The organism is Sphingomonas sp. LH128 (genome assembly GCF_000293195.2).
Taxonomy (GTDB): domain Bacteria; phylum Pseudomonadota; class Alphaproteobacteria; order Sphingomonadales; family Sphingomonadaceae; genus Novosphingobium; species Novosphingobium resinovorum_A.
In genome coordinates, this window is the sequence record NZ_ALVC01000091.1 from 1 (window position 1) to 22,565 (window position 22,565).

Sequence of the window (22,565 nt, forward strand, 5' to 3'; positions counted from 1 at the left end):
GTTCGAACAGCCCGGTGGGAATGGCAAGGCCCGAGGGCAGACCGGCGGCGACGATCATCGTCTCGGTCGCGGATATGTCGGCGAGCTTGCCCGCCCCGGAAAATATGAAGATGAGGGCGATCAAAATCCGCCCGATTATCGCGGCAATCTTCGACACGGCTTTTCTCCCGGCCTGTTTTATGCCGGGAGAAGCGGGTTCGGCCCAATATTGTTCCCTGTCAGATTCTCTGCGGCACCCGCCCCACGCCCCCACCCGGCCTCCCATCAAGTATACTTCCGTGGGAGGCCGGGTAGGGGCGTGGGCCGGTGCCGCAAAATCCGCTTTCGGCGGATTTCAAACCCAACCCCTGATCGTCGATGACGGAAGGCGTTTTATCGCCGAATGTGCGGCTCTAGCGACAAACGGCGACAGTTTTCTTAACTTCGTTCACTTGGCAGTCAGGAGCCACGCCCCATATAGGTCTTGTCAGAACGGTTGTGAGGCGGGTTTCCCCCCTGTTGCCCGCGCCTCCTGAGTGACCGCTCTGATACTAGCGTGACGAACGCTTACAGGAACCCTCGAGCCTCTGCCCCCGGCTCGAGGGTTTTCTGTTTTCTTGGGTCAGGATTGGCCCATGCCGGGCTGCGAACGGCACCGTTCTCGCTCCGGCCTGAGCCAATCCTGACCCAAGAAAAGCACACGCATCCTCCCCGGAACGGGGAGGGGGACCATCCGCAGGATGGTGGAGGGGCACCCTCGGTTTATGCGAGGTCGGGGACTGGCAATTCCCGCAGGCGATGCCTAAAGCCACGCGCATGAAGATCGCCACCTGGAACATCAACTCCGTCCGCCTGCGCATCGACCAGGTCGAACGTTTCCTCACCGAGCAGGCCCCCGACGTGCTGTGCCTGCAGGAGATCAAGGTGGCGGAGCCCCTGTTCCCCCACGAGATGTTCGAGCGCCTCGGCTACACCCACCGCGCCATCCACGGCCAGAAGGGCTATCACGGCGTCGCGACGGTCTCGAAAGTGCCGTTCCGCGACTTCTCGAAGCACGACTGGCAGGACAACGGCGAGGCCCGCCACATCGGCGTCGAACTGCTCGGCCCCGGGCAGGGCATGGTGCTGGAGAACGTCTACATCCCGGCAGGCGGCGACATCGCCGACCGGGAGGTGAATCCCAAGTTCGGCCAGAAGCTCGACTTCCTCGAACGCATGTCCCGCTGGGCCGACAAGATCGACCGTCCGACCCTGATCGTCGGCGACTTCAACATCGCCCCGCTCGAATCGGACGTCTACGATCACAAGGCGCTGCTCAAGGTCGTCAGCCACACACCCATCGAGGTCGAGACGCTGAAGCGCCTGCAGGACGCGGCGGGCTTCGATGATCTCGGCCGCCGCTTCATCCCGGCGCCGGAACGCAACTATTCCTGGTGGTCCTACCGCAGCTACTGGCGCCAGAAGGACCAGGGCCGCCGCCTCGATCACATGTGGGCCTCGCCCGACCTCGCCCCGCAGGCGCGCGGGCACCACTTCGTCGAGGAAACGCGCCGCTGGGACCAGCCGAGCGACCACATCCCGCTCGTCACCGAGTTCGAACTCTGAGCGAGGAGGTCGCCTCGACGCGCCGCGTGGCGCTGGCGCTCGACGCGCTGCGCCATGGCTGGCCGGTGCGGGTGGCCGGCGCGGTGCTGCTTCCCGCCGAGACGGCCTTCGCGCCCGGCGTCACCGCCCCGCGCATGCTGATTTCGGCCGCCCGCGCGGCGACGCTGAAGCTCGCCAACCAGCGCGAGGCCGCCGTGCCCGAAGCGCCGGTCCTGATTCGCGCCGCCGAGCCCTTCGACCTCGACACCGGGCGCGCGGTGGCCGATCCTGCGCTCGACCTCGCCTACCCGATGAAAGGTCCCTTCGCGGCCGAGCATATCGAGGATGGCAATGCGGCGCACACCGCGATGGAACTGGCGCGGCTTGCCGGTATCCTGCCCGCCTTCCTCGTCGCGCCGAATCAGGATGGCGAGGCGCAGGACGTTTCCAGTGCCGACCTCGCCGCGTGGAAAGACACCGCGCACCTCGCGATAGCCTCGCGAGCGAAGCTGCCCGTCGAGGCGGCGGAGAATGCCGAGATCGTCGCCTTCCGCGCGCTCGACGACTTGCGTGAGCACGTCGCGCTCGTCATCGGCACGCAGGACGGCGACCGGCCGCCGCTGGTGCGCCTCCATTCCGAATGCCTGACCGGCGACATTCTCGGCAGCCTCAAGTGCGACTGCGGGCCGCAACTGAACGCGGCGCTGCGGGCAATGTCGGCGGAGGCCGGAGAGGGGGGCTGGGGCGTGCTGCTGTACTTGCGGCAGGAGGGGCGCGGCATCGGCCTCGTCAACAAGCTGCGTGCCTATGCGCTGCAGGATGCGGGCTACGACACGGTGGACGCCAACAACCGTCTCGGTCTGCCGACCGAGGCGCGCGATTTCCCGGTGGCGGCGCGGATGCTGGACCTGCTGGGGGTGCGGGCGATCCGGCTGATGACCAACAACCCGGCCAAGGTCGCGGCGCTGAAAGGCGTCGGTGTCGAGGTAGTCGAGCGGGTGCCGCACCAGTTGCCGCCCAACCCGCACAACGCGCGCTATCTCGAAACCAAGCGCGACCGGACGGGGCATATTCTCTGACCCTTCGACAAGCTCAGGGTGAGCGAGTTTGCGCTATACTCCCAGTCCCGCTCAGGCTGAGCTTGTCGAAGCCCCATCGGCAAAGCGCCGCGTTCACGATTGGCGTCCGGCCTCAAGCACCCTATCTACGGTCCGATGCCTGAACTTCCTGAAGTCGAAACCACCGTGCGCGGCCTCGAGCGCTTCCTCGACGGTGAGCGAATCGCGCGCGTCACGCTCAACCGTGCGGACCTGCGCCGTCCGTTCCCGCCCGATCTGGTGCAGGTACTGACCGGCGCGCGGGTTACCGGTATGGGGCGGCGGGCCAAGTACGGGCTGATCCATACCGACCGCGAACAGACCATGGTGTTCCACCTCGGCATGTCTGGTCGCTGGCGGATCGAGCCGGAGACGCCTGACAAGCACGACCACCTCGTGCTGGAGACGGGCTCCGGTCACGTATTGGCGCTCAACGATGCGCGGCGCTTCGGTTCGGTCGATCTGGCTCCGACCGCGACGCTCGACGCCTGGGGCGCGTTCGCTTCGCTCGGGCCGGAGCCGCTGGGCGAGGGCCTGACTCCGGCGCATCTGCGCGCGGCCTTCGCGGGGCGAATCGCGCCGATCAAGCAGATGCTGCTCGACCAGACCATCGTGGCGGGGCTCGGCAACATCTACGTGTGCGAGGCGCTGTTCCGTGCCGGGATACGGCCGGACAAGGAGGCGGGGCGCGTCAGCCTGCCCGCGCTGGCCCGGCTGGTGCCCGCGATCAAGCAGGTGCTGGGCGAATCGATCGCGGCGGGCGGCTCGACCATCAAGGACTACGCGCAGCCGAACGGCGAACTCGGCTACTTCGCGGCGTCGTGGCAGGTCTATGGGCGTGAGGGCGATCCTTGCGGTTGCGGCGCGCCGGTCCTGCGCTTCGTGCAGGGCGGGCGGAGCACCTTCTGGTGCCGGCGCTGCCAGCGGTAGCGCCGCACCGGAATGTACTATGGCCGCGCGGCGTCTGAGCGTGGCCGCTTGCGGCCACGAACGCCAGAAACAGGCGGTTTCGCGCCGCCGCCTCGGCTTGACGGAACCCCGCCCGAACTGTAAGGGGCGCGCTTTCCGGCGAGTCCGTTCGCCGAATAGATTCGTTAGGCAATTGGGGCCGCTCACCGTGTTGGCCGCCCAGACAGAGGAATATCGATGGCCAATACGCCGCAAGCTCGCAAGCGCATCCGTCGCAACGATCGCCGTGCAGAGATCAACACCAACCGCGTGAGCCGCATCCGCACCTTCCTGAAGAAGGTCGAAGGCGCCCTGGCCGGTGGCGACAAGGACGCGGCTGTTGCCGCCCTCAAGGAAGCGCAGCCCGAGCTGGCTCGCGGCGTTGCACGCGGCGTGCTCCACAAGAACACCGCAGCGCGCAAGATGTCGCGTCTGACGAAGCGCGTCGCCGCTCTCTGATTCGAGCCACCCTCTCCGATTCGAGAGGGTGATTCGCCGACTGGGATAGGTTGCTAGCTACCTGTCTCAGGACGAAACAAGAACGGAGCCGGGGTCGCCTGACCTCGGCTCCGTTCTCGTTTTTGCGGCATCGCAACATGGGGCAAAGCAAAGCCCCGGAAACACTGGGATTCGGAGTGCTGCAATGCGCAACGCGCTGATTTTTAAGCGTATTACAGTTTGGCTACGGATTTTAGGCACTCCCACGTGAGTCAACCTTCATAATTTTTTTTATTTGGGGATCGCCGTCTTGCCTGCGCTGCAAACCGGTTCCTAAAAGGGTCCCCGGCCGTTGCGGAACGGGCCGGGGATACAGCGATTCACAGTGGAACAACCGCCGCGGACAAGCGTTCGCGGTGAGGGGAAGTTTTTACTTTGGATGCGCTGGTCGCTCTGTTTCGCGTCACCGGCGGGATCACGCCAACACACGCGAACAAGGGGGTTCGAAACGATGTCGAATACATCAGCAGGACACCCCTCGGTGAATCCCCCAGTGACCGCGATGGTCGAAGGTACGAACTTGAATAGGAAGTCGAAGGCGGTGCGAGTGGCGATGGAAGAGGATCAGGAAGCCGTAAACCTGGCGGCGGACTGGGCGGACATCAGCCAGGGCCTGCGCAAGGATCTTGGGCATCAGGCTCACAGCCAGTGGATCAAGCCGATCCAGCCGGGCAACTGGTGCAAGGAAACCGGTACGCTCGATCTGTATCTGCCGACGGAGTTCTCGGCGAACTGGGTCAACGACCGCTTTGCCGATCGTCTGTCGCTGGCATGGAAGATCGCGCGGCCCGACGTGCGTCACGTGCGCATCCTCGTGCATCCCGGCCGTCGCCAGCTGCCCGAACTGCGTCTGGGTGGCGGTGGTGGCCGTCCCGCCAGCGCACCGGCCAACGATTCGGCCGCCGGCGTCGCGGACCCGCTGTCGGTTGCGCTTGCAGGCGAATCGTTCGCCTCGCTCGGCCAGGGTCCTGCAGGCATCGACGCTTCGCAGACCTTCACCAGCTTCGTCACCGGCACCTCCAACGTGCTGGCCTGCAACGCCGCGCAGCGCATGGCCGCTACCGAGCAGCCGCAGTTCTCGCCGCTCTACCTCAAGGCCGCTACGGGTCAGGGCAAGACGCACCTTCTGCACGCGATCGGTCACGCCTATCTTGCAGCGCACCCCCATGCGCGAATCTTCTACTGCTCGGCCGAGCGTTTCATGGTCGAGTTCGTGCAGGCGCTGCGCCAGAACCAGATGATCGAATTCAAGTCGCGCCTGCGCGGCTTCGACCTGCTGCTGGTCGACGACATCCAGTTCATCATCGGCAAGGCATCGGCGCAGGAAGAACTGCTCTACACGATCGATGCGCTGCTGCAGGAAGGCAAGCGTCTGGTCTTCGCCGCCGACCGTGCGCCCCAGGCGCTCGACGGCGTCGAGCCGCGCCTGCTCTCGCGCCTGTCGATGGGCCTCGTTGCCGACATCCAGCCCGCCGACATCGAACTGCGCCGCTCGATCCTCGAGAATCGCCTCGGCCGCTTCGCCTCGGTCGAAGTGCCTGCCGACGTCATCGAGTTCCTGGCGCGGACCATCAATCGCAACGTGCGTGAACTGGTCGGCGGCCTCAACAAGCTGATCGCCTATGCGCAGCTGACCGGGCAGGCGGTTTCGCTCCAGCTCGCCGAAGAGCAGCTGACCGACATCCTCTCGGCCAACCGCCGCCGGATCACCATCGACGAGATCCAGCGCACGGTCTGCCAGTTCTACCGCATCGACCGCACCGAGATGAGCAGCAAGCGCCGCGCGCGCGCCGTCGTGCGCCCGCGTCAGGTGGCGATGTACCTCGCCAAGGTGCTGACGCCGCGTTCCTATCCGGAGATCGGCCGCAAGTTCGGTGGCCGCGATCACTCGACGGTGATCCATGCGGTGCGCCTGATCGAGGAATTGCGCACGCGCGATGCCGACATGGACGGCGACGTACGCTCGCTGCTGCGTCAGCTCGAAAGCTGAGGCTTGTCCCGGCGCCATGCCGGGATATGAACGCCTTTGCACGGACTTGTCCGCGCATTTGTCCACAGGGGCCGAGGACGTGTTCCTCGGCCTTTTCGTTTGGGCGCCGTCAAAGGTTAACCGCCCGTTTCATCACGTAATTTAACGTTTGCATAAGATTCGGCTCCGTAAGCGGGAGGCGGCGCAATCGCGTTTCATTCTCAGCTTCAGCAGAAGAGGCATTCCCCCCATGCGCTTCTACCAGGCCACGACTTTCCTGTTCCCCCGCAGTTATGAGCGGCGGCTTCTTTTCGTATGCTTCGGCGCCGTTCACGTGCCTCTGATCGCCTGCATCGTGCTGCAGGCGACGACCGGGCATTGGCAACTCGATACCCTGCTCACGCTCCTCGTCGCCACGTTGGTGGGCACGGGCCTGGGGCTTGCGGCAATTCATGCGCTGCTCGCCCCGATCGCGCAGGCGACGACGATGCTCCAGTCGATCCAGATGGGCGAGCGGATCCCGCTGATCCCGCAAGGCGCGGACGATCTCGTTGGCCGCCTGCTGACCGGGGTGACCACGGCTGCGCATGAAAACGCGGCGCGCATCGAGCGCCTTGTCGATGCGGCCGAGCGTGATCCGCTGACCGGCATCCGCAACCGCCGCGGGTTCCTTGATTCGGCCAAGCAGATACTGCGCGGGCGCTCCAATGCAGTGCTGGCGCTGATCGACATCGATCATTTCAAGCGCATCAACGACGAGTGCGGCCACGATGTCGGCGACCTCGTGCTCAAGGCGCTGGCCCGCCGCATCGAGGACCACGTGCGCCGCAGCGATGTCGCCGCGCGCTGGGGCGGCGAGGAATTCGCCGTGCTCCTGCCCGACACCACGCTCGACGAGGCGCGCCTCGTCATGGAGAGGCTGCGGGCGACGGTCGCGCTCGATACCAATCTGGGCGTCGAGGATCGCGCCGTGACGTTCTCCTGCGGGCTGGCGTCGGTGCGGGACTTCGCGCTGCTGGAAGATGCCACGAAGCATGCGGACGCGGCGCTCTATGCGGCCAAGCACGGCGGGCGCAACCGCGTCCACGTGCTCAGGCCCTGACCCTTTTGCCGCCGGCGCAATCTGCTTCACCGTCCTGCCCGTATGATGTAGGCGCTTGGACATGATTCCCGCCACGTTCTCGCAGGCCCTGCTTCGCGGCCTTCGCAGCCGTTGCCCGCGTTGCGGCGAGGGCAGTCTGTTTTACAAGTGGCTCAAGCCGCGCGAGCGTTGCCCGGTCTGCACCATGGACCTCACGCCGCAACGTGCGGACGACTTTCCGGCATACATCTCCATGATCGTCACCGGCCACCTGATGGCGCCGCTGATCATAGCGCTTTCGGTGGACTACGACCTGGGGCCAATGGCGATGTTCGCGATCCTGGTGCCGCTGGCCATCGCGATGATGATCGGCATGCTCCAGCCCGCCAAGGGCGGCGTCATCGCGGTGCAGTGGTGGTTCGGCATGCACGGGTTCGTGAAGGAGCGGCTTGTGGAAGCGGCCGTGCCTGAAGCGCCCGGAGACGAACAGGCGAAATGACGCTCACCGCCGATCGTCTCGGCCGCTTCGCGCGGCATATCGTCCTGCCCGAAGTCGGCGGGGCCGGACAGGTCGCGCTGAGCGAGGCGCATGTGGTGCTGGTCGGCTGCGGCGGGATTGGCAGTCCTGTCCTGCAGTATCTCGCCGCAGCCGGCATAGGCCGTCTCACGCTGGTCGATGATGACGTGGTCGACGTCAGCAACTTGCAGCGCCAGACGATTTATACGCCATCGGATATCGGCAGGCCCAAGGCGGAAGCGGCGGCCGAATGGGTGCGGCGTTTTGATCTTGGCCTGAAGGTCGATCCCGTCGTTGCGCGGCTGGGGGATGACAACACGCGTGACGTCCTTTCCGGCGCGGACCTCGTACTGGACGGCTGTGACAACTTCGCGACTCGGCTCCTCGTGTCAGATACGTGCGTAAAATTGGGCATTCCGTTGACGACGGCGGCGATCGGGCGGTTCCAGGGGCAGGTCGCGAACTTCGCAGGTCATTTGCCGGGGTACGCCTGCTACCGTTGTTTCGTGGGCGATGCCTTCGACGCGGTGGACTGCGATACCTGCGCCGCCGACGGCGTGCTCGGGGCGATGGTCGGCATGGTCGGCACCTTCGCGTCGATGCACGCGATGCGGGTGCTGCTGGCGGGACACACGGTGCTTGGGGAGCCTCAGTTCGGGACCTTGCATCTGATCGACGGGCTGGCACCGTCGATGCGGCCGCTCAGGATCGCCAAGGATCCGGCATGCCGGGGCTGTAATGCGCATGGGGCTTCGACAAGCTGTGCTTGACCCTTCGACAAGCTCAGGGTGAGCGGAGGTAGTGCAAGTTTCCCAATTCCGCTCAGGCTGAGCCTATCGAAGCCCCGTGCGGCAGGGCGCCTTACCGTGACAGAACCTCCTCCACCCACGCAGGCACCAGTGCGCTTGCCGGTCCATGCCGCGCCTCGTCGAACCATCCGGTGCCTTGCGAGGGTTCGAGATTGAGTTCCAGCGTCTCGACGCCCAGTTCCCGCGCGTTGCGCACGAAGCCCGCCGCCGGATAGACCGCGCCGGACGTCCCGATCGAGACGAACAGGTCCGCCTCTTCCAGCGCCGCGAATATCTCGTCCATGCGATAGGGCATTTCCCCGAACCATACGATGTCCGGCCGCAGCGCCGCTTCTCCGCATTCGGGGCAGGCGGGGCGGTCGATCAGTGGGCCGGTCCAGCGCGGGCGTTCGTCGCAGGCCATGCACCAGGCGTTCAGGTGCTCGCCGTGCATATGGAGCACGGGTTTCGCTCCGGCGCGTTCGTGCAGGTCGTCCACGTTTTGAGTGACGATCAGCAGGTCGCCTTCCCATTCCGCGTCCAGCTTTGCCAGCGCGCGGTGGGCAGCGTTGGGCTGCTTGGTCTGGATCGCTTCGCGGCGCATGTCGTAGAAGCGCAGGACGAGGTCGGGGTCGCGCGCGAAGGCCTCGGGCGTGGCGACGTCCTCGACGCGGTGCTGCTCCCAGAGACCGCCGCCGTCGCGGAAGGTGTCGATGCCGCTCTCGGCCGAAACGCCCGCGCCGGTGAGAATGACGATGTTGCGGATGCTGCTCATGGCTCACCTTAGCGTGCGCGCGGCGCTTGTCGAACCGGCGCGTTTGCGCCATGCGGCCGTGACAGGACTTTACGCCCGGACGGAGACAGCAGCGTGGCACGAATCGGAATCATCGGCAGCCAGGGGCGCATGGGGCAGGCGATCGCGGCCGCCATTGCCGATGCGGGCGAGGATCTGGCGGGCGGCGTCGACAAGGACGGTGACACCTCGGCCGTCGCAGCCAATGCCGACATCCTGATCGATTTCTCCAGTCCCTCGGCGCTCGAAGGCAACCTCGATGCCGCCATCGCCGCCAAGCTGCCGATCGTCATCGGCACCACCGGGCTGGAGGAGCGCCACCACTGGCTGATCGATTCGGCGGCCGAGCACATTCCCGTCCTGCAGACCGGCAACACCTCGCTCGGCGTCACGCTGCTCGCGCATCTGGTGCGCGAGGCGGCGACGCGGCTGGGAGAGGACTGGGACATAGAGATCGTCGAGACGCATCACCGCATGAAGGTGGACGCTCCCTCCGGCACCGCGCTGCTTCTGGGTGAGGCAGCCGCCGACGGACGCGGCGTCGGGCTGGCGAACAGCGCGGTACGTGGCCGTGACGGCATCACCGGCAAGCGCGAGGCGGGCACCATCGGTTTCGCGGCCCTGCGCGGCGGCACCGTCGCGGGCGACCACACCGTCCATTTTCTTGCCGACAACGAGCGTCTCTCGCTCTCGCACCTCGCCGAGAACCGGGGCATCTTCGCGCGTGGAGCGGTGAAGGCGGCGCAGTGGCTGCTGGCGCAGGGGCCGGGCCGCTACACGATGCCGCAGGTGCTGGGCCTTTGAAGAAGGCGGACGTCTTCGAGTTCTTCCGCCGTCTGGCGGAGGCCAATCCCTCGCCCGAGACGGAGCTGGAATTCGGCAACACCTATCAGTTGCTCGTCGCCGTCACGCTCTCGGCGCAGGCGACCGACGTGGGCGTCAACAAGGCGACGCGTGCGCTGTTCGAGTATGTGAAGACGCCGCAGCAGATGGTGGACCTCGGTGAAGAGGGGCTGAAGGAGCACATCAAGACCATCGGCCTGTTCAACACCAAGGCCAAGAACGTCATCGCCCTTTCGCAGATTCTGGTGGACCGGCACGGCGGCGAGGTTCCGGCGGATCGCGACGCCATGGTCGAGCTGCCCGGCGTCGGCCGCAAGACTGCCAACGTGGTGATGAACTGCGCCTTCGGGGCCGAGACCTTCGCGGTCGATACCCATATCTTCCGCGTCGGCAACCGCACGGGGCTCGCCAAGGGCAAGACGCCGCTGGCGGTGGAGAAGCAGCTCGAGAAGAAGGTGCCGCAGCCATTCCGGGTCGGCGCGCATCACTGGCTGATCCTTCACGGCCGCTACATCTGCAAGGCGCGCACGCCCGAGTGCTGGCGATGCCCTGAGGTGGACTTGTGCGCCTTCAAGGACAAGGTGCTCGACCGGGGTGCGAGGAAGGCTGCGGCCTGAGGCCTACGTCCTCTTGACGAAGGCGGCATTCGGGGAGCCAATGGGGCTTGCCGGACGTTCGCCCAGCGAGAGGATGAGCCGATGAGAACTCCCGTTGCCCTGCTGCTTGCCACCGTTGCCCTCGCCGCCTGTTCGCAGGAAGGTCCGGGTGAGACGCTGCCTCCCGAACCTGCCGCAGAGGCGACTGGGGCCGCCGTCGATTGCCTGTCGGTGACGCGTTTCAATACCACCCGCATTCGCGACGATCACACGATCGACTTCATCGGCGGTGCGGGCGGGCAAGTCTGGCGGGTGACGCTGCCCAACCGGTGCAGCGGGCTAAAGTCGGCGGGCACGTTTACGTATGAGACGTCGCTCTCGCAGCTGTGCCGACAGGACATCATCTATCCGCTGCAACAGATCGGCAACCAGTGGCAGCGCATGGGCGGCTGCGGCATGGGACCGTTCGTGCCGGTGAAGCTGGCGAAGTAGCGGGGCTTTTCGATCAGCGGATGACCGAGGGGGCTTCGACAAGCTCAGCCTGAGCGGGATTTAAAGACCTGCTCTCAAAACCGCTCAGGCTGAGCCTGTCGAAGCCCCCTCGGCCTATCCTTACCCCTCGTACTGCTCGGGATCGATGTTGAGCCCGCGCCGCCCGTCGGCGACGGTGTGCGAGGGTGAGTGCAGCACTTCCGCATCGGGGTCCATCAGCGGCTGCAGCATGCCTTCCGAGCGGGTGATCACCGCCGTCGCCACTGCGTTGCCCACCACGTTGGTGGCCGAGCGGCCCATGTCGAGGAAAGTGTCCACGCCCAGCAGCAGCGCGATGCCTTCGACCGGCAGGCCGAACTGCGTCAGCGTCGCGGCGATCACCACGAGGCTGGCGCGCGGCACGCCGGCGATGCCCTTGGAACTGACCATCAGCGTCAGCAGCATCAGGATCTGCGTCATAATCGGCACATGGATGCCGTAAGCCTGGGCGATGAACATCGACGCGAAGGTCATGTAGATCATCGAGCCGTCGAGGTTGAAGCTGTAGCCCAGCGGCAGGATGAAGCCCGAGATGCGGCGCGGCACGCCGAAGCGGTCGAGCTGCTCGAACAACTTGGGCAGGCTCGCTTCTGAGGAGGCAGTCGAGAACGAGAGCAGCAGCGGCTCGCGGATATAGCGGAACAGCGTGACCACGCGCTTGCCCAGGAACAGGCCGCCCGCGCAGAACAGCAGCACCCACAGGAGAGCCATCGCAAGGTAGAACTCGCTGACCAGCACACCGTAGGTCACGATGATGCCGAGGCCCTGCGTGCCGATGACGGCGGCGATCGCGCCGAACACCGCGAAGGGCGCAAAGCGCATGACGTAGCCGGTGATCTGCAGCATCAGTTCGGACAGCGCTTCGGTGGCGCGCACGATCGGCGCGCCGCGCTCCCCGATGGCGGTGAGGCCGACGCCGACGAAGACCGAGAAGACCAGGATCTGCAGGATGTTGTTCTCGGCCATCGCCGCCAATGGGCTGGCCGGGAAGATCTCGAGGATGAAGTGGCGCAGCGTCAGCTCGCCCATCTCGAGGTCCCCCACGTCGGCGCTGCTTTCGAGGCCGACACCGACGCCGGGCTGGAACAGGTTGACGAGGATCAGGCCGAGGCTGAGCGAGACGAGGCTGGCGGTGATGAACCAGCCCAGCGCCTTGCCGCCGATGCGGCCGAGCGCGGCGCTGTCGCCCATGCCCGCGATGCCGGTCACGATCGTCGCGAAGACCAGCGGCGCGAGGATCATCTTGATCAGCTTGAGGAACACGTCGGGCAGCAGCCGGAAATAATCGGCCCACTGCTTGAGGTGCGGATCGTCCGCCGGAAGGCTCGCGTGGAGCATGTAGCCCGCGGCGATGCCGAGGACCATGCCGATGAGAATGTAGAGCGTCAGGCGCCTGCCCATTGCGAACCCCTTGTTAATGGTGGCGTCGTGAAAGCGCCGGAGCCTATCAGTGTGGCCGGTGCGGTCAATGACGGGGGCGAGGTTTCACCCGGTTGCAAGACGCAGGGCCTTGCGTTTCGGCCCGCTCGCCTCCGAAACAAATCCCCCGTCAGCCCGCCAGAGCGGCCAGCGTCACCTGCTCGTAGATGCGGGCGAGGGCCTCGAGGTCGGCCACGGCCACGGCTTCGTCGCGCTTGTGCATCGTCGCGTTGCACAGACCGAACTCGATCACCGGCGAGAGATCCTTGAGGAACCGCGCGTCCGAAGTGCCGCCGCTGGTCGAGAGTTCGGGCTCTACCCCGGTCTCGGCGCGGATCGCTTCGGCCAGCATGGCGGAGAACGCGCCGGGCTGCGTCAGGAACGCCTCGCCCGAGATCACGGGGCGGGCGGTGCCGCCGTGCCGCTGCGCGATCTCGGCGACGCGCGCGGCAAGGCCCTCGCCGGTGTGCAGGTCGTTGAAACGGATCGAGATGCGCGCCGAAGCCTTCGCCGGGATCACGTTGGTGGCCGGGTTGCCGCAGGAAACGTCGGTGACTTCGAGGTTGCTCGCCTGGAACCAGTCGGTGCCCTCGTCGAGCACGATGGCGTCGAGTTCGGCGAGCATCGCCACCAGCTTGGTGATCGGATTGTCGGCGAGGTGCGGGTAGGCGACGTGGCCCTGCACGCCCTCGACTTCCAGCCAGATGTTGACGGAACCGCGACGGCCGACCTTCATCATGTCGCCGAGGCGGTTCACCGAGGTCGGCTCGCCGACGAGGCAAAGGTCGGGAATCTCGCCCTTTTCGCGCATCAGGTCGATGAGGGCGAGGGTGCCGAAGCGCGCCGGGCCTTCCTCGTCGCCGGTGATGATGAAGCTGACAGTGCCGGTTTCAGGCGGGATATGCGTGACGGCCGCGACCATGGCCGCGATCGAGCCCTTCATGTCCACGGCGCCGCGCCCGTACAGCAGTTCCTGCCCCTCGGGACCGCGCCTCTCGGGCAGGAACGGCGCGCTGGTCCAGCCTTCGCCCGGCGGCACCACGTCGAGGTGGCCGGCGAAGGCGAAGTGGCGCGAACCCTCGGGGCCGCGACGGATCGCGAAGAGATTCTCGACCGGGCCGTCCGGCGCTTCTCCCGCGATGAAGCGGGTGACCTCGAAGCCGAGCGGCGCCAGCTGGTTTTCCAGGCAGTCGAACACCATGCCGGTGGCCGGGGTAACGCTGGGGCAGGCGATCAGCGCCTCGGCGAGATCGGCGACGGTTGCGGCGAGAGGAGCGGTCTGGGACATAGGGGCAGCGCCATCGCATAATAGGCGCACCATGACCATAGGAGACCGTCCATGCCCCGGCTCGACATCGAGGCCATCCCGCAGGCCAACCGCACCGGCTATCCGGCGCCTTTCGACGCGGCGGTGGAGGGCCGCTGGTGGCGGCGCCTCGCTCCTGCCGGCGGACTGACGCAGATGGGCGCGAGCCATGTGGTGCTGAAGCCGGGCGCCTGGTCCAGCCAGCGCCACTGGCACGACGACGAGGACGAATTGCTGGTCATGCTCTCGGGCGAGGCGGTGCTGGTGGAAGACGGCGGGCGCACGCTGCTGCGCGCGGGCGACGTCTGCGCCTGGGCGAAAGGCGTGCGCGACGGGCACCACCTCGTGAACGAAAGCGAGGCCGACTGCACCTTCATCGCGATCAGTGCGGGCGATCCGAACGGCAGCGGCGCCTATTCGGACATCGACATGAAGTTCGACGGCGAGGGCTACTTCCACAAGGACGGCGCCCCGTACTGATTGGTCGTCGTCCCGGACCTGATCCGGGACGACGGACTCACTGGAATTTGGCCTCGTTCCGCCCCATATCGGCGCCAAAGGAGAGCCTCCCCGATGACCGACAAGATGCACCTCACCGACGAAGAATGGCGCGAGCGCCTGAGCCCAGAGCAGTACTATGTGCTGCGTCAGGCAGGCACCGAGCGGGCCTTCACCGGCAAATACGACGGCAACAAGCAGCAAGGGCTCTATACTTGCGCGGGCTGCGGTGCGCCGCTGTTCGAATCCGATGACAAGTTCAATTCGGGCTGCGGCTGGCCGAGCTACACCGCGCCGGTGGACGAAGCCGCGATCGACGAGCACCGCGATACCTCGCACGGGATGATCCGCACCGAAGTGACTTGTGCGAAGTGTGAAGGACACCTCGGCCACGTGTTCCCGGATGGCCCGGCGCCGACGGGGCTGCGGTACTGCATCAACAGCGCCTCGCTGGACTTCGAGCCGAAGTGATCGGTTCCTCCCCGAGCTAGTCTCGGGGAGGTGGCAGCGCGTCAGCGCTGACGGAGGGGGAAATGCCTCGCCTCTTCCCCTCCACCACCGCTTCGCGGCGGTCCCCCTCCCCGAGACAAGCTCGGGGAGGAAGTTCTTGCTCTGCCCTTTCCCCCGCACCCGTGTTCACCTCGGGTTACAAATCGCCATGCAAAGTGTAGGAGCGACCCGACACATCCGTCCTTATTGGGGTTTGCATCCTACCCATGGCCAAGAATTCCGGCCGCAGCCGCGCACCCCGCGGCGCATCGTCGCAAGCTGAAAGCAAGCCGCTCTGGCGCCGCATCCTGCGCGGCGTGTTCGTATGGGGCGGCGCGCTGGCGCTGCTCGGCGCGATCTTCCTGGGCACCGCCGTGTTCTTCACGATGCGCGAACTGCCCGACTATTCGGCGCTGAAGAGCAGCCAGAACGGCCAGATGATCGTCGTGCGCGCGCGCGACGGGCGCGAACTCGTCTCGCTCGGGCCGAGCTACGGCAAGTGGATGCCCTATGACGAGATCCCCGCGATCATGCGTGATGCCATCGTCTCGGTCGAGGATCGCCGCTTCCGCGAGCATCCCGGCGTCGATGTGATCGGTCTGGCCCGCGCGGTCTACATGTCGATCACCACCGACAGCCGCGCCAAGGCGACCTCGACGCTGACGCAGCAGCTGGCGCGCAACATCTTCCTCACCAACACCCGATCGTGGAACCGCAAGGCGCGAGAGATGGTGCTGGCGCTGGCGCTCGAGAGGAAGTTCACCAAGGACCAGATCCTCGAACTGTACCTCAACAAGGTCTACTTCGGCGGCGGCGCCTATGGCATTGACGCGGCGAGCCGCAAGTTCTTCGGCCACCCGGCCACCGAACTTTCGACCGCCGAATCGGCGATCATCGCCGGACTGGTGAAGGCTCCGTCGAACTACTCGCCGACCGCCGACGTCGAGGCTGCCAAGGGGCGCGGCAAGGTCGTGCTCGGCCTGATGGCGCGCGAAGGCGTGATCTCGCAGGCGGAGGCCGACAGCGTCGATTTCTCGGACGTGCAGGTCGCCAAGGAAAAAGGCCAGAACTCGGTCCGCTATTTCACCGACTGGGCGCTGCCGCAGCTCGACATGTTGCTCCCTGAGAACAACGAGCCGATCGAGGTGTGGACCACGCTCGACCCGGCGATGCAGGACGCGGCGACCAAGTCGATCGACGCCAACGTGCCCAAGGGGGCGCAGGGCGCGCTCGTCAGTCTCGACAAGGATGGCGCGGTGCTGGCGATGGTCGGGGGCACGGATTACGTGAACTCGAACTACAACCGCGCCACTTCGGCGCTGCGCCAGCCGGGTTCGTCGTGGAAGCTGTTCGTCTACCTTGCCGCGCTGGAGGCGGGCTACACCCCCGACGACCGCGTCGTGGACGAGCCGGTGACGATCCAGGGCTGGAGCCCGCAGAACGACGGCCGCAACTTCGCCGGCCAGATCGACGTGCGCACCGCCTTCGCCTATTCCAAGAACACCGTCGCCGCGCAGCTGGGCAACGAGGTCGGCTTCGGCACCGTCGCCAGCATGGCCAAGCGCTTCGGCATCACCACCAATATCAACACCAAGCCGGCGATGGTGCTGGGGACCTCCGAAGTGCGCGTGATCGACATGACACGCGCTTTCGCGGCGGTCTCGGCGGGCGGCACTTCGGTGGAGCCTTACGGCATCACCAAGGTCACCACGACTTCGGGCGAGCTGCTCTACGAGCACAAGTCGGTGCAGGGTCAGGTGCTGGTGCCGCATTACGTGGCGGCTGGCATTACCGACCTGCTGCAGACCGCCGTGGCGATCGGCACGGGCCGCGCCGCGCAGATCGGGCGGCCGGTGGCGGGCAAGACCGGCACCACCAGCTCGAACAAGGACGGCTGGTTCCTCGGCTTCTCCAGCGGCATCACCACCGGCGTGTGGATGGGCCGTGACGATGCCAAGCGGGTTGCGGGGCTCTCCGGCGGCCATGCTCCGGCGCGGGCGTTCTCGGACTATATGAAGGTCGCCGTCGCCAAGCGCCCGGTCGAGCAGTTCGACACCGAACTCAAGCTGCCCGAATGGCAGCTGGAGCCCGATGACGAGCAGATGCAGGGCAACCCTGACGACTATTATTACACCGACGAGAATGGCAACCTCGTCCACCCTGACGGCGCCACGCCGGACCAGCCGCCTTATGGAGGGGTTCCGAACGGGCAGGCGCCGAACGGCGGCGTGGTTCCGCCGGACTACGGGCCGCAGGGTGCGCAGGCCGGGCCGCCGCCCGCTGCGGGCAACGACTTCCTCGACCGCGCCACCGGGCGCGAGCGGGAAGATCCGGGCCTGCGTCCGGGGCAGGGCACCGGGGCCTATCCGGGGGCGCGTCCCACGCCGGTCCCGCGCGTGATGCCGACGCCGCGTCCTACGCCGACCCGGATACCCGGTACAACGCAGCCCTGACCGCCGCGTCGTTTCAAGCCAAACCGCGTCATCCCAGCGAAGGCTGGGACCGCTCGCCTATTACTGCCAACTATCGTTAGGGCGCCCTGCCGGTGGTTGGGTTTTACGCGGCCAGCGGTCCCAGCCTTCGCTGGGATGACGTTGGCCCATCTCCCACACACGAAAAGGCCCGCCGGATCGCTCCGGCGGGCCTTTTCCATTTACGCCTCGGCGCGTCGTGTCAGCGCAGGCGCACCGGCACGAAAGTCGCCTGCTGGCCACGCGGCTGGACGCGCAGGAGGAGGGCCGAGCGGCCTTCCGCCTTGGCGGCGTTGATCGCTGCGGTCAGGTCCGCTGCGGTCGTCACCGGACGGCCGTTGGCCTGCAGGATGATGAAGCCGCGCTGGAAGCCCTTCTGGCCCGCGTCCGAGTTCGGATCGACCGCGACGATGACCACGCCCTTGGTGCCGTCGGCCGCGCCGAGCTGGCGGGCGATGGTGGCCGTCAGCGGGGTCACGGTCAGGCCCAGCGAGTTCTCGATCACGCCCTTTTCCTGCTTCTGGGGCGGATTGTTGAACGCATCGCCGTCTTCGTCGCCATCGGGCGTGAAGGACTGCGAAAGCTCGTCCTCGCTCGGGCGCTTGGCGACCGTGGCGGTCAGCGTCTGGCGCTTGCCGCCGCGGATCACCTCGACCGGGATGCGTGCGCCCGGCTTGGTGTTGGCGACGATGTAGGACAGCGTCTGGTCCTTGGTGACTTCCTTGCCGTCGACCGTGACGACGACGTCGCCCGCCTGCATGCCGGACTTGGCCGCCGGACCGTCAGGCTCGACCATCTGGATGAACTCGCCCTTGTTGTGAGCGATGCCCAGCGAATCGGCGATGTCCTCGGTCACCGGCTGGATGCGCACGCCAAGATAGCCGCGCTCGATCGCCTCGCCCTTGATGAGCTTCTGGACGAGCGGGGCCGCGATCTCCGCCGGAATGGCGAAGCCGATGCCGACGCTGCCGCCCGTGGGCGAGAAGATCGCGTTGTTGATGCCGATCACCTGCCCGTTCATGTCGAACATGGGGCCGCCCGAGTTGCCCCGGTTGATCGCCGCGTCGGTCTGCAGGTAGCGGTCATAGGCGCCGCCGCTCTGGGTGGAGCGGTAGACGGCCGAGACGATGCCCGAGGTCACCGTGCCGCCGAGGCCGAACGGGTTGCCGATCGCGATGATCCAGTCGCCCACGCGCGCCTTGCGGCTGTCACCGAACTTGACGAACGGCAGGCTCTTGCCCGCGTCGATCTTGAGCACCGCAAGGTCGGATGCGGCGTCCTTGCCGATCAGCTTGGCGGGATACTCGGCGCCGTCGGGCATGGTGACGGTGATCGATTCGACCTGGCCCTTGCCCTCGGCGGTGATGACGTGATTGTTGGTCACGACATAGCCGTCCGCCGAGATGATGAAGCCCGAGCCGAGCGACTGGGCCTCACGCGTCTGGGGCGCGCCGTTACCGCCACCCTGTCCGCCGAACAGCCCCTCGAACGGAGTGCCCGCGAAGGGGTTGGCGCCGCCGCCCGCGACCTGCACCTTCTGGCGGGTCGAGATATTGACGACGGCGGGTTGCAGCTGCGCGGTGAGATCCGCGAAGCTGGCGGGGGCACCGGCACGCGGCACCACCTTCGAAATTTCGCTGGCCTCGTTCTGGGCCACCTGGGCACCTGCGGGGTAGCCGGTGACGAGCGATGCGGTAGCGCCTCCGATGAGGAGCGCTGTGGTCAGTCCATAGGCATATCGCACTGGCTTCACGTCCTTTGATTCCTCCGTTTCGGCGGCTTGCGCCAAGATCCGACTGGTAACCCCGAAGCGGTTTCACGCCCCGTGAGCTTAACCGGATTTGAATGATGCGGAAATCCGCCACTTTTACGAAGTTCCGGCCGCCAACTCCCGATGGGCAACGGCCGAAACCGCTCACGGCTCCCTGAAATGATTCAGATAGGCATTGTCCGGCGAGAGCAGGATGGTCTTGGCGCCGTTCGGGCTGCCGGGCGCGCCCTTGCCGAACGACACCGCGTAGCTCTGCATCGCGCGGTAGAAGTCGTAGAACTGCGCGTCCTTGCCGAAGCTGTCGGCGTAGATTTTCGCGGCCTGGGCCTCGGCTTCGGCGCGGATGATCTGCGCGTCGCGCTGGCCCTGCGCGGCGATCGTCTTAGCCTCTTCCTGGCGGCCCGCTTCCATGCGCACGAAGGCGGCGGCGAGCGCGCCCTCGGGCAGGTCGGCGCGCTTGATCCGCACGTCGACGACCTGCGCGCCGTATTCGGCGGCCTCACGGTCGAGCAGCTTGCGGATGTTCTCCATCGCCGCGCCGCGTTCGGCGGTGAGCAGCGACTGGAAGGTCCGCTTGCCCAGTTCCTGGCGCACGACCGAGGAGAGGATCGGTTCGAGCTGCTGCGTCACCCGCTCGCTGGTGCCGGCGGAGCGGACCATCTTGATCGGATCGACGATGCGGTAGCGGGCATAGGCGTCCACGTTCAGCCGCTGCTGGTCGGTGGAGAGCACCTGCTGTTGCTGCATGTCGACCGAAAGCAGGCGCTTGTCGATGCGGATCACCTGCTCGACCAGCGGGATGCGCCAGTGCACGCCCGCGCCGGTCTGCCCGTAGGCCGCGTTGGCGATATAGGGGTTGTAGACCCGCACCGGGCGGCCGGTCTGGACGACGACCGCCTGCTCGTCCTCGGGAACGACGATGGTGCTCATCATCAATCCGACGACGACGACGCCCGCCGCGATCCACGCGGCCTTGTAGTCATGCCACAGGTTCATCACTGACCTCCCGTGCTGGTCGGTACGCTGACCGAGGTGTCGGGAGCGGGTGCGGCACGGCGCTGCATCTCGGGCAGCGGCAGGACGGTGTTCACGCCCTTTTCGCCGACCACCGTGTCATTGTCGCGCAGGACGCGTTCCATCGTTTCGTAGTACATGCGGCGCTTGGTCACTTCGGGGGCGAGCCTGTATTCCTCGTAGACCTTGTCGAACGAGCTGGCATCGCCCTGGGCGCGGGCGATCACCTGCTGCGCCCAGGCGCGGGCTTCGGAGCGGTCGCGTTCGGCTTCCTGCTGGGCGACGTTGACGTTGTCGAACGCGCCCTTGGTCTTGGCCGGCGGATCGGCCTTCTTGATCTCGACGCCCTGGATGGCGATGCCCGAGCGGTAGAAGTCGAGGATGCGCTGCATGCGCTCGCCCACGTCCTGCTCGACTTGCGCACGGCCTGCACCGGACAGAGCCTGGCCCAGCGAGACTTGCGCGATCGAGGCGCGCATCGCGGCCTCGGCCACTTCCTGTACGGTGCCGTCTGGGTCGGCGAGGCGGAAGGTGTAGTCCTTCAGGCCCTTGATGTTCCAGCGCACGAGGTAGCTGAGATCGACCAGGCTCTTGTCGCTGGTGAGCATCAGCTTCTCGTTCTCGTTGTCGGGCACGGCCACGACCTGGAACGAGCTGACGTCGACGACCTTCACCTGCTCGATCGGCCAGGGGAGGGTCAGGCTCACGCCCGAATCGACGGTGCGCGAATACTGGCCGAGCGTGGTGACCACGCCCTGTTCCTTGGGGCCGAGCATGTGGACGCTGGAGAAACCGAGCACCACCAGCACGGCGGCGCCGATGCCGAGCGGCAGCCACGACTTGCCGTCCGGACGGCGCGGCAGGTTGGGGAAGCCGCCGGGGCCGCGCGGGCCGCCGCCTCCGCCACCGGGGCGCCGCTGGTCGCCGCGCCGAAAGATATCTTCGATGCTGGCCGAGCGGCGGGGCGGGGCGCCCTCTCCGCTGGGGAGCCAGGGATTGCGGGGGCCTTTGCGCTCGGGGGTTTCGGACTGCGGCTCGTCGGGCTGGCTGCCGGATGCGTCTGCGCCGTCGGACCCGTCGCCGTCTCCGCTACCGCCGCCGTCATTGCCGCCGCCGCCCCACGGGCTGTTGCGTCCCGTCATCTGGGAAATTCCCGTTCCGTCCCCCGGCACGCCGCCAGGCGTGTCTGCACCACCGATAGCTGTCATGAGGCTATCTATAAGAACCCCTCGGGCAAATAACAGTGCCTCTCTTGCCCTTTTTCCCCGCGTACGCCACCTGAGCGGCGAGCGCCGGGGTATCCCTCGGCCATGACGGACACGCCGGAAACGAACCGGCAATCTACTGGAGACGACGAGTGAGCAGCGCCGAAGGTCTTGGGGCAGGCACCGAAAGCGACGATCTCAAGGCGCTGCTTCGGCCCGATGCCGCAGCGCGTGTCCAGTCGCTGCGCGCGGCGGACGGCCGCGCGACGCTGGTTCTCGATGCGACCGGCCTCGATGCGGCGGCGCGGGCAGGACTGGAAGCGCATGTGCGCGATGCGCTTGGCGGCAAAGTCGCCGAAGTGCGCGTGGCGATGATGGCGGATAAAACTGAGCCCGCACCACCCAAGGGACCACGCATCATCGCGGTTGGATCGGGCAAGGGCGGCGTCGGCAAATCCACGCTTTCGGCCAATCTCGCGGTGGCGCTGGCCCGGATGGGACGGCGTGTTGGCCTCGTCGATGCGGACATCTACGGCCCCTCGCAGGCGCGTCTGCTCGGCACCGAGGGCCAGCGCGCCACGGCGCACGAAGGCAGGCTGGTCCCCGTCGAGAGCCGCTGGGGCGTCCCGGCGCTGTCGATGGCGCACCTCTCCAATGCCGGGCAGGCGATCGCCTGGCGCGGGCCGAAGATTTCCGGCGCGCTGCTCCAGCTGGTCGAGGGGCACTGGGAAGGCGCCGAAGTGCTCATCGTCGATCTGCCGCCCGGCACCGGCGACGTGCAACTCACCATGCTCCAGCGCTGCAAGCCTGCGGGCGCGGTGATCGTCTCCACCCCGCAGGACCTCGCGCTGATCGACGCGACCCGCGCGGTCGAACTGTTCGAGAAAGGCGGCGTCCCCGTCGTCGGCGTGGTCGAGAACATGGCGGGCTATGCCTGCCCCCACTGCGGCGAAGTCAGCGATCCCTTCGGCTGCGGCGGCGCGGAAGCCTCCGCGAAGGAGATGGACGTGCCCTTCCTCGGCCGCATCCCCCTCGACATCGCAATCCGGCGCGAGGCTGATGCGGGCACGCCCACCGCGGCCGGGACCGGCCCGCAAGCCGAAGCCTTCACCGGGCTCGCCGCGCAAGTCGCGGCCTGGCTGGACGCCAACCCCTGATGGCGGGGGGC

22 protein-coding genes are annotated in these 22,565 nt (G+C 66.7%); 15 read left to right on the forward strand and 7 right to left on the reverse strand.

The genetic code is table 11. The features are described 5' to 3' along the window. A partial coding sequence (locus LH128_RS34440) for a DoxX family protein (RefSeq protein WP_327195110.1) occupies positions 1-265 on the reverse strand: 265 nt, incomplete at its 3' end. Between the two features lie 512 nt (positions 266-777). Between LH128_RS34440 and xth the strand changes: the two genes are divergently transcribed. From xth to LH128_RS08105, 8 genes are all read left to right on the forward strand, one after another. After that, the gene (xth, locus tag LH128_RS08070; protein ID WP_197524356.1) at positions 778-1,584 is read left to right on the forward strand and encodes an exodeoxyribonuclease III; all 807 of its coding nucleotides are present in this window, start codon (positions 778-780) and stop codon (positions 1,582-1,584) included. Further along, a complete protein-coding gene (gene ribA / locus LH128_RS08075; RefSeq protein ID WP_037518491.1) occupies positions 1,581-2,642 on the forward strand; it encodes a GTP cyclohydrolase II in 1,062 nt (353 codons plus the stop codon). Before xth ends, ribA begins: the two co-directional genes overlap by 4 nt. A 135-nt stretch (positions 2,643-2,777) precedes the next feature. Then, positions 2,778-3,590, forward strand: a complete 813-nt coding sequence (mutM, locus tag LH128_RS08080) for a bifunctional DNA-formamidopyrimidine glycosylase/DNA-(apurinic or apyrimidinic site) lyase (protein WP_008829122.1) — start codon at positions 2,778-2,780, stop codon at positions 3,588-3,590. A 216-nt stretch (positions 3,591-3,806) separates the two neighbouring features. Then, positions 3,807-4,067, forward strand: a complete 261-nt coding sequence (gene rpsT, locus LH128_RS08085) for a 30S ribosomal protein S20 (RefSeq protein WP_008829123.1) — start codon at positions 3,807-3,809, stop codon at positions 4,065-4,067. 592 nt (positions 4,068-4,659) lie between these two features. Next, entirely contained in the window at positions 4,660-6,096 is a 1,437-nt protein-coding gene (gene dnaA / locus LH128_RS08090; RefSeq protein ID WP_008829124.1) for a chromosomal replication initiator protein DnaA, read from the forward strand. A 229-nt stretch (positions 6,097-6,325) separates the two neighbouring features. Beyond that, positions 6,326-7,177: a GGDEF domain-containing protein gene (locus LH128_RS08095; RefSeq protein ID WP_008829125.1), complete on the forward strand. Its 852-nt coding sequence runs from the start codon at positions 6,326-6,328 to the stop codon at positions 7,175-7,177. A gap of 61 nt (positions 7,178-7,238) precedes the next feature. Next, positions 7,239-7,655: a DUF983 domain-containing protein gene (locus LH128_RS08100; protein WP_008829126.1), complete on the forward strand. Its 417-nt coding sequence runs from the start codon at positions 7,239-7,241 to the stop codon at positions 7,653-7,655. Further along, the gene (locus LH128_RS08105) at positions 7,652-8,443 is read left to right on the forward strand and encodes a HesA/MoeB/ThiF family protein (protein WP_008829127.1); all 792 of its coding nucleotides are present in this window, start codon (positions 7,652-7,654) and stop codon (positions 8,441-8,443) included. The genes LH128_RS08100 and LH128_RS08105 overlap by 4 nt, the downstream gene beginning before the upstream one ends. A 91-nt stretch (positions 8,444-8,534) precedes the next feature. Here the strand turns inward: LH128_RS08105 and LH128_RS08110 are convergent, their stop codons facing one another. Next, positions 8,535-9,236, reverse strand: a complete 702-nt coding sequence (locus LH128_RS08110; RefSeq protein ID WP_008829128.1) for an NAD-dependent deacylase — start codon at positions 9,234-9,236, stop codon at positions 8,535-8,537. A gap of 93 nt (positions 9,237-9,329) precedes the next feature. Here LH128_RS08110 and dapB point away from each other — a divergent pair, with 93 nt between their 5' ends. The 3 genes from dapB to LH128_RS08125 all read left to right on the forward strand — a co-directional run bounded on the left by dapB (position 9,330) and on the right by LH128_RS08125 (position 11,185). Beyond that, positions 9,330-10,058 carry a 4-hydroxy-tetrahydrodipicolinate reductase gene (dapB, locus tag LH128_RS08115; RefSeq protein ID WP_008829129.1) on the forward strand — a complete coding sequence of 243 codons (729 nt, stop codon included), beginning with the start codon at positions 9,330-9,332 and terminating at the stop codon, positions 10,056-10,058. Continuing rightward, a complete protein-coding gene (gene nth / locus LH128_RS08120; protein WP_008829130.1) occupies positions 10,055-10,714 on the forward strand; it encodes an endonuclease III in 660 nt (219 codons plus the stop codon). Before dapB ends, nth begins: the two co-directional genes overlap by 4 nt. An 81-nt stretch (positions 10,715-10,795) precedes the next feature. Continuing rightward, entirely contained in the window at positions 10,796-11,185 is a 390-nt protein-coding gene (locus tag LH128_RS08125) for a hypothetical protein (RefSeq protein WP_008829131.1), read from the forward strand. Positions 11,186-11,305: 120 nt separating this feature from the next. Here the strand turns inward: LH128_RS08125 and LH128_RS08130 are convergent, their stop codons facing one another. Both LH128_RS08130 and dapE read right to left on the reverse strand, forming a co-directional pair. Next, positions 11,306-12,625 carry a dicarboxylate/amino acid:cation symporter gene (locus LH128_RS08130; RefSeq protein ID WP_008829132.1) on the reverse strand — a complete coding sequence of 440 codons (1,320 nt, stop codon included), beginning with the start codon at positions 12,623-12,625 and terminating at the stop codon, positions 11,306-11,308. Between the two features lie 148 nt (positions 12,626-12,773). Further along, a complete protein-coding gene (gene dapE / locus LH128_RS08135) occupies positions 12,774-13,931 on the reverse strand; it encodes a succinyl-diaminopimelate desuccinylase (RefSeq protein WP_008829133.1) in 1,158 nt (385 codons plus the stop codon). 51 nt (positions 13,932-13,982) lie between these two features. Here dapE and LH128_RS08140 point away from each other — a divergent pair, with 51 nt between their 5' ends. From LH128_RS08140 to LH128_RS08150, 3 genes are all read left to right on the forward strand, one after another. Beyond that, positions 13,983-14,429 carry a cupin domain-containing protein gene (locus tag LH128_RS08140; RefSeq protein WP_008829134.1) on the forward strand — a complete coding sequence of 149 codons (447 nt, stop codon included), beginning with the start codon at positions 13,983-13,985 and terminating at the stop codon, positions 14,427-14,429. Between the two features lie 93 nt (positions 14,430-14,522). Next, entirely contained in the window at positions 14,523-14,918 is a 396-nt protein-coding gene (msrB, locus tag LH128_RS08145) for a peptide-methionine (R)-S-oxide reductase MsrB (protein WP_008829135.1), read from the forward strand. Between the two features lie 245 nt (positions 14,919-15,163). After that, complete coding sequence (locus LH128_RS08150) at positions 15,164-17,389, forward strand: PBP1A family penicillin-binding protein (RefSeq protein WP_008829136.1); 2,226 nt, start codon at positions 15,164-15,166, stop codon at positions 17,387-17,389. Between the two features lie 220 nt (positions 17,390-17,609). Here LH128_RS08150 and LH128_RS08155 read toward each other — a convergent pair whose 3' ends face one another. From LH128_RS08155 to hflK, 3 genes are all read right to left on the reverse strand, one after another. Continuing rightward, positions 17,610-19,151, reverse strand: coding sequence for a Do family serine endopeptidase (locus tag LH128_RS08155; protein ID WP_008829137.1), 1,542 nt, complete (start codon positions 19,149-19,151; stop codon positions 17,610-17,612). Between the two features lie 171 nt (positions 19,152-19,322). Continuing rightward, positions 19,323-20,177, reverse strand: a complete 855-nt coding sequence (gene hflC / locus LH128_RS08160) for a protease modulator HflC (protein ID WP_037518486.1) — start codon at positions 20,175-20,177, stop codon at positions 19,323-19,325. Then, positions 20,174-21,334: a protease modulator HflK gene (hflK, locus tag LH128_RS08165; protein WP_008829139.1), complete on the reverse strand. Its 1,161-nt coding sequence runs from the start codon at positions 21,332-21,334 to the stop codon at positions 20,174-20,176. Before hflK ends, hflC begins: the two co-directional genes overlap by 4 nt. A gap of 215 nt (positions 21,335-21,549) precedes the next feature. On the opposite strand from hflK, the gene LH128_RS08170 reads away from it, so the two are divergent. Continuing rightward, complete coding sequence (locus LH128_RS08170; RefSeq protein WP_008829140.1) at positions 21,550-22,554, forward strand: Mrp/NBP35 family ATP-binding protein; 1,005 nt, start codon at positions 21,550-21,552, stop codon at positions 22,552-22,554. Positions 22,555-22,565 lie beyond the last annotated feature (11 nt).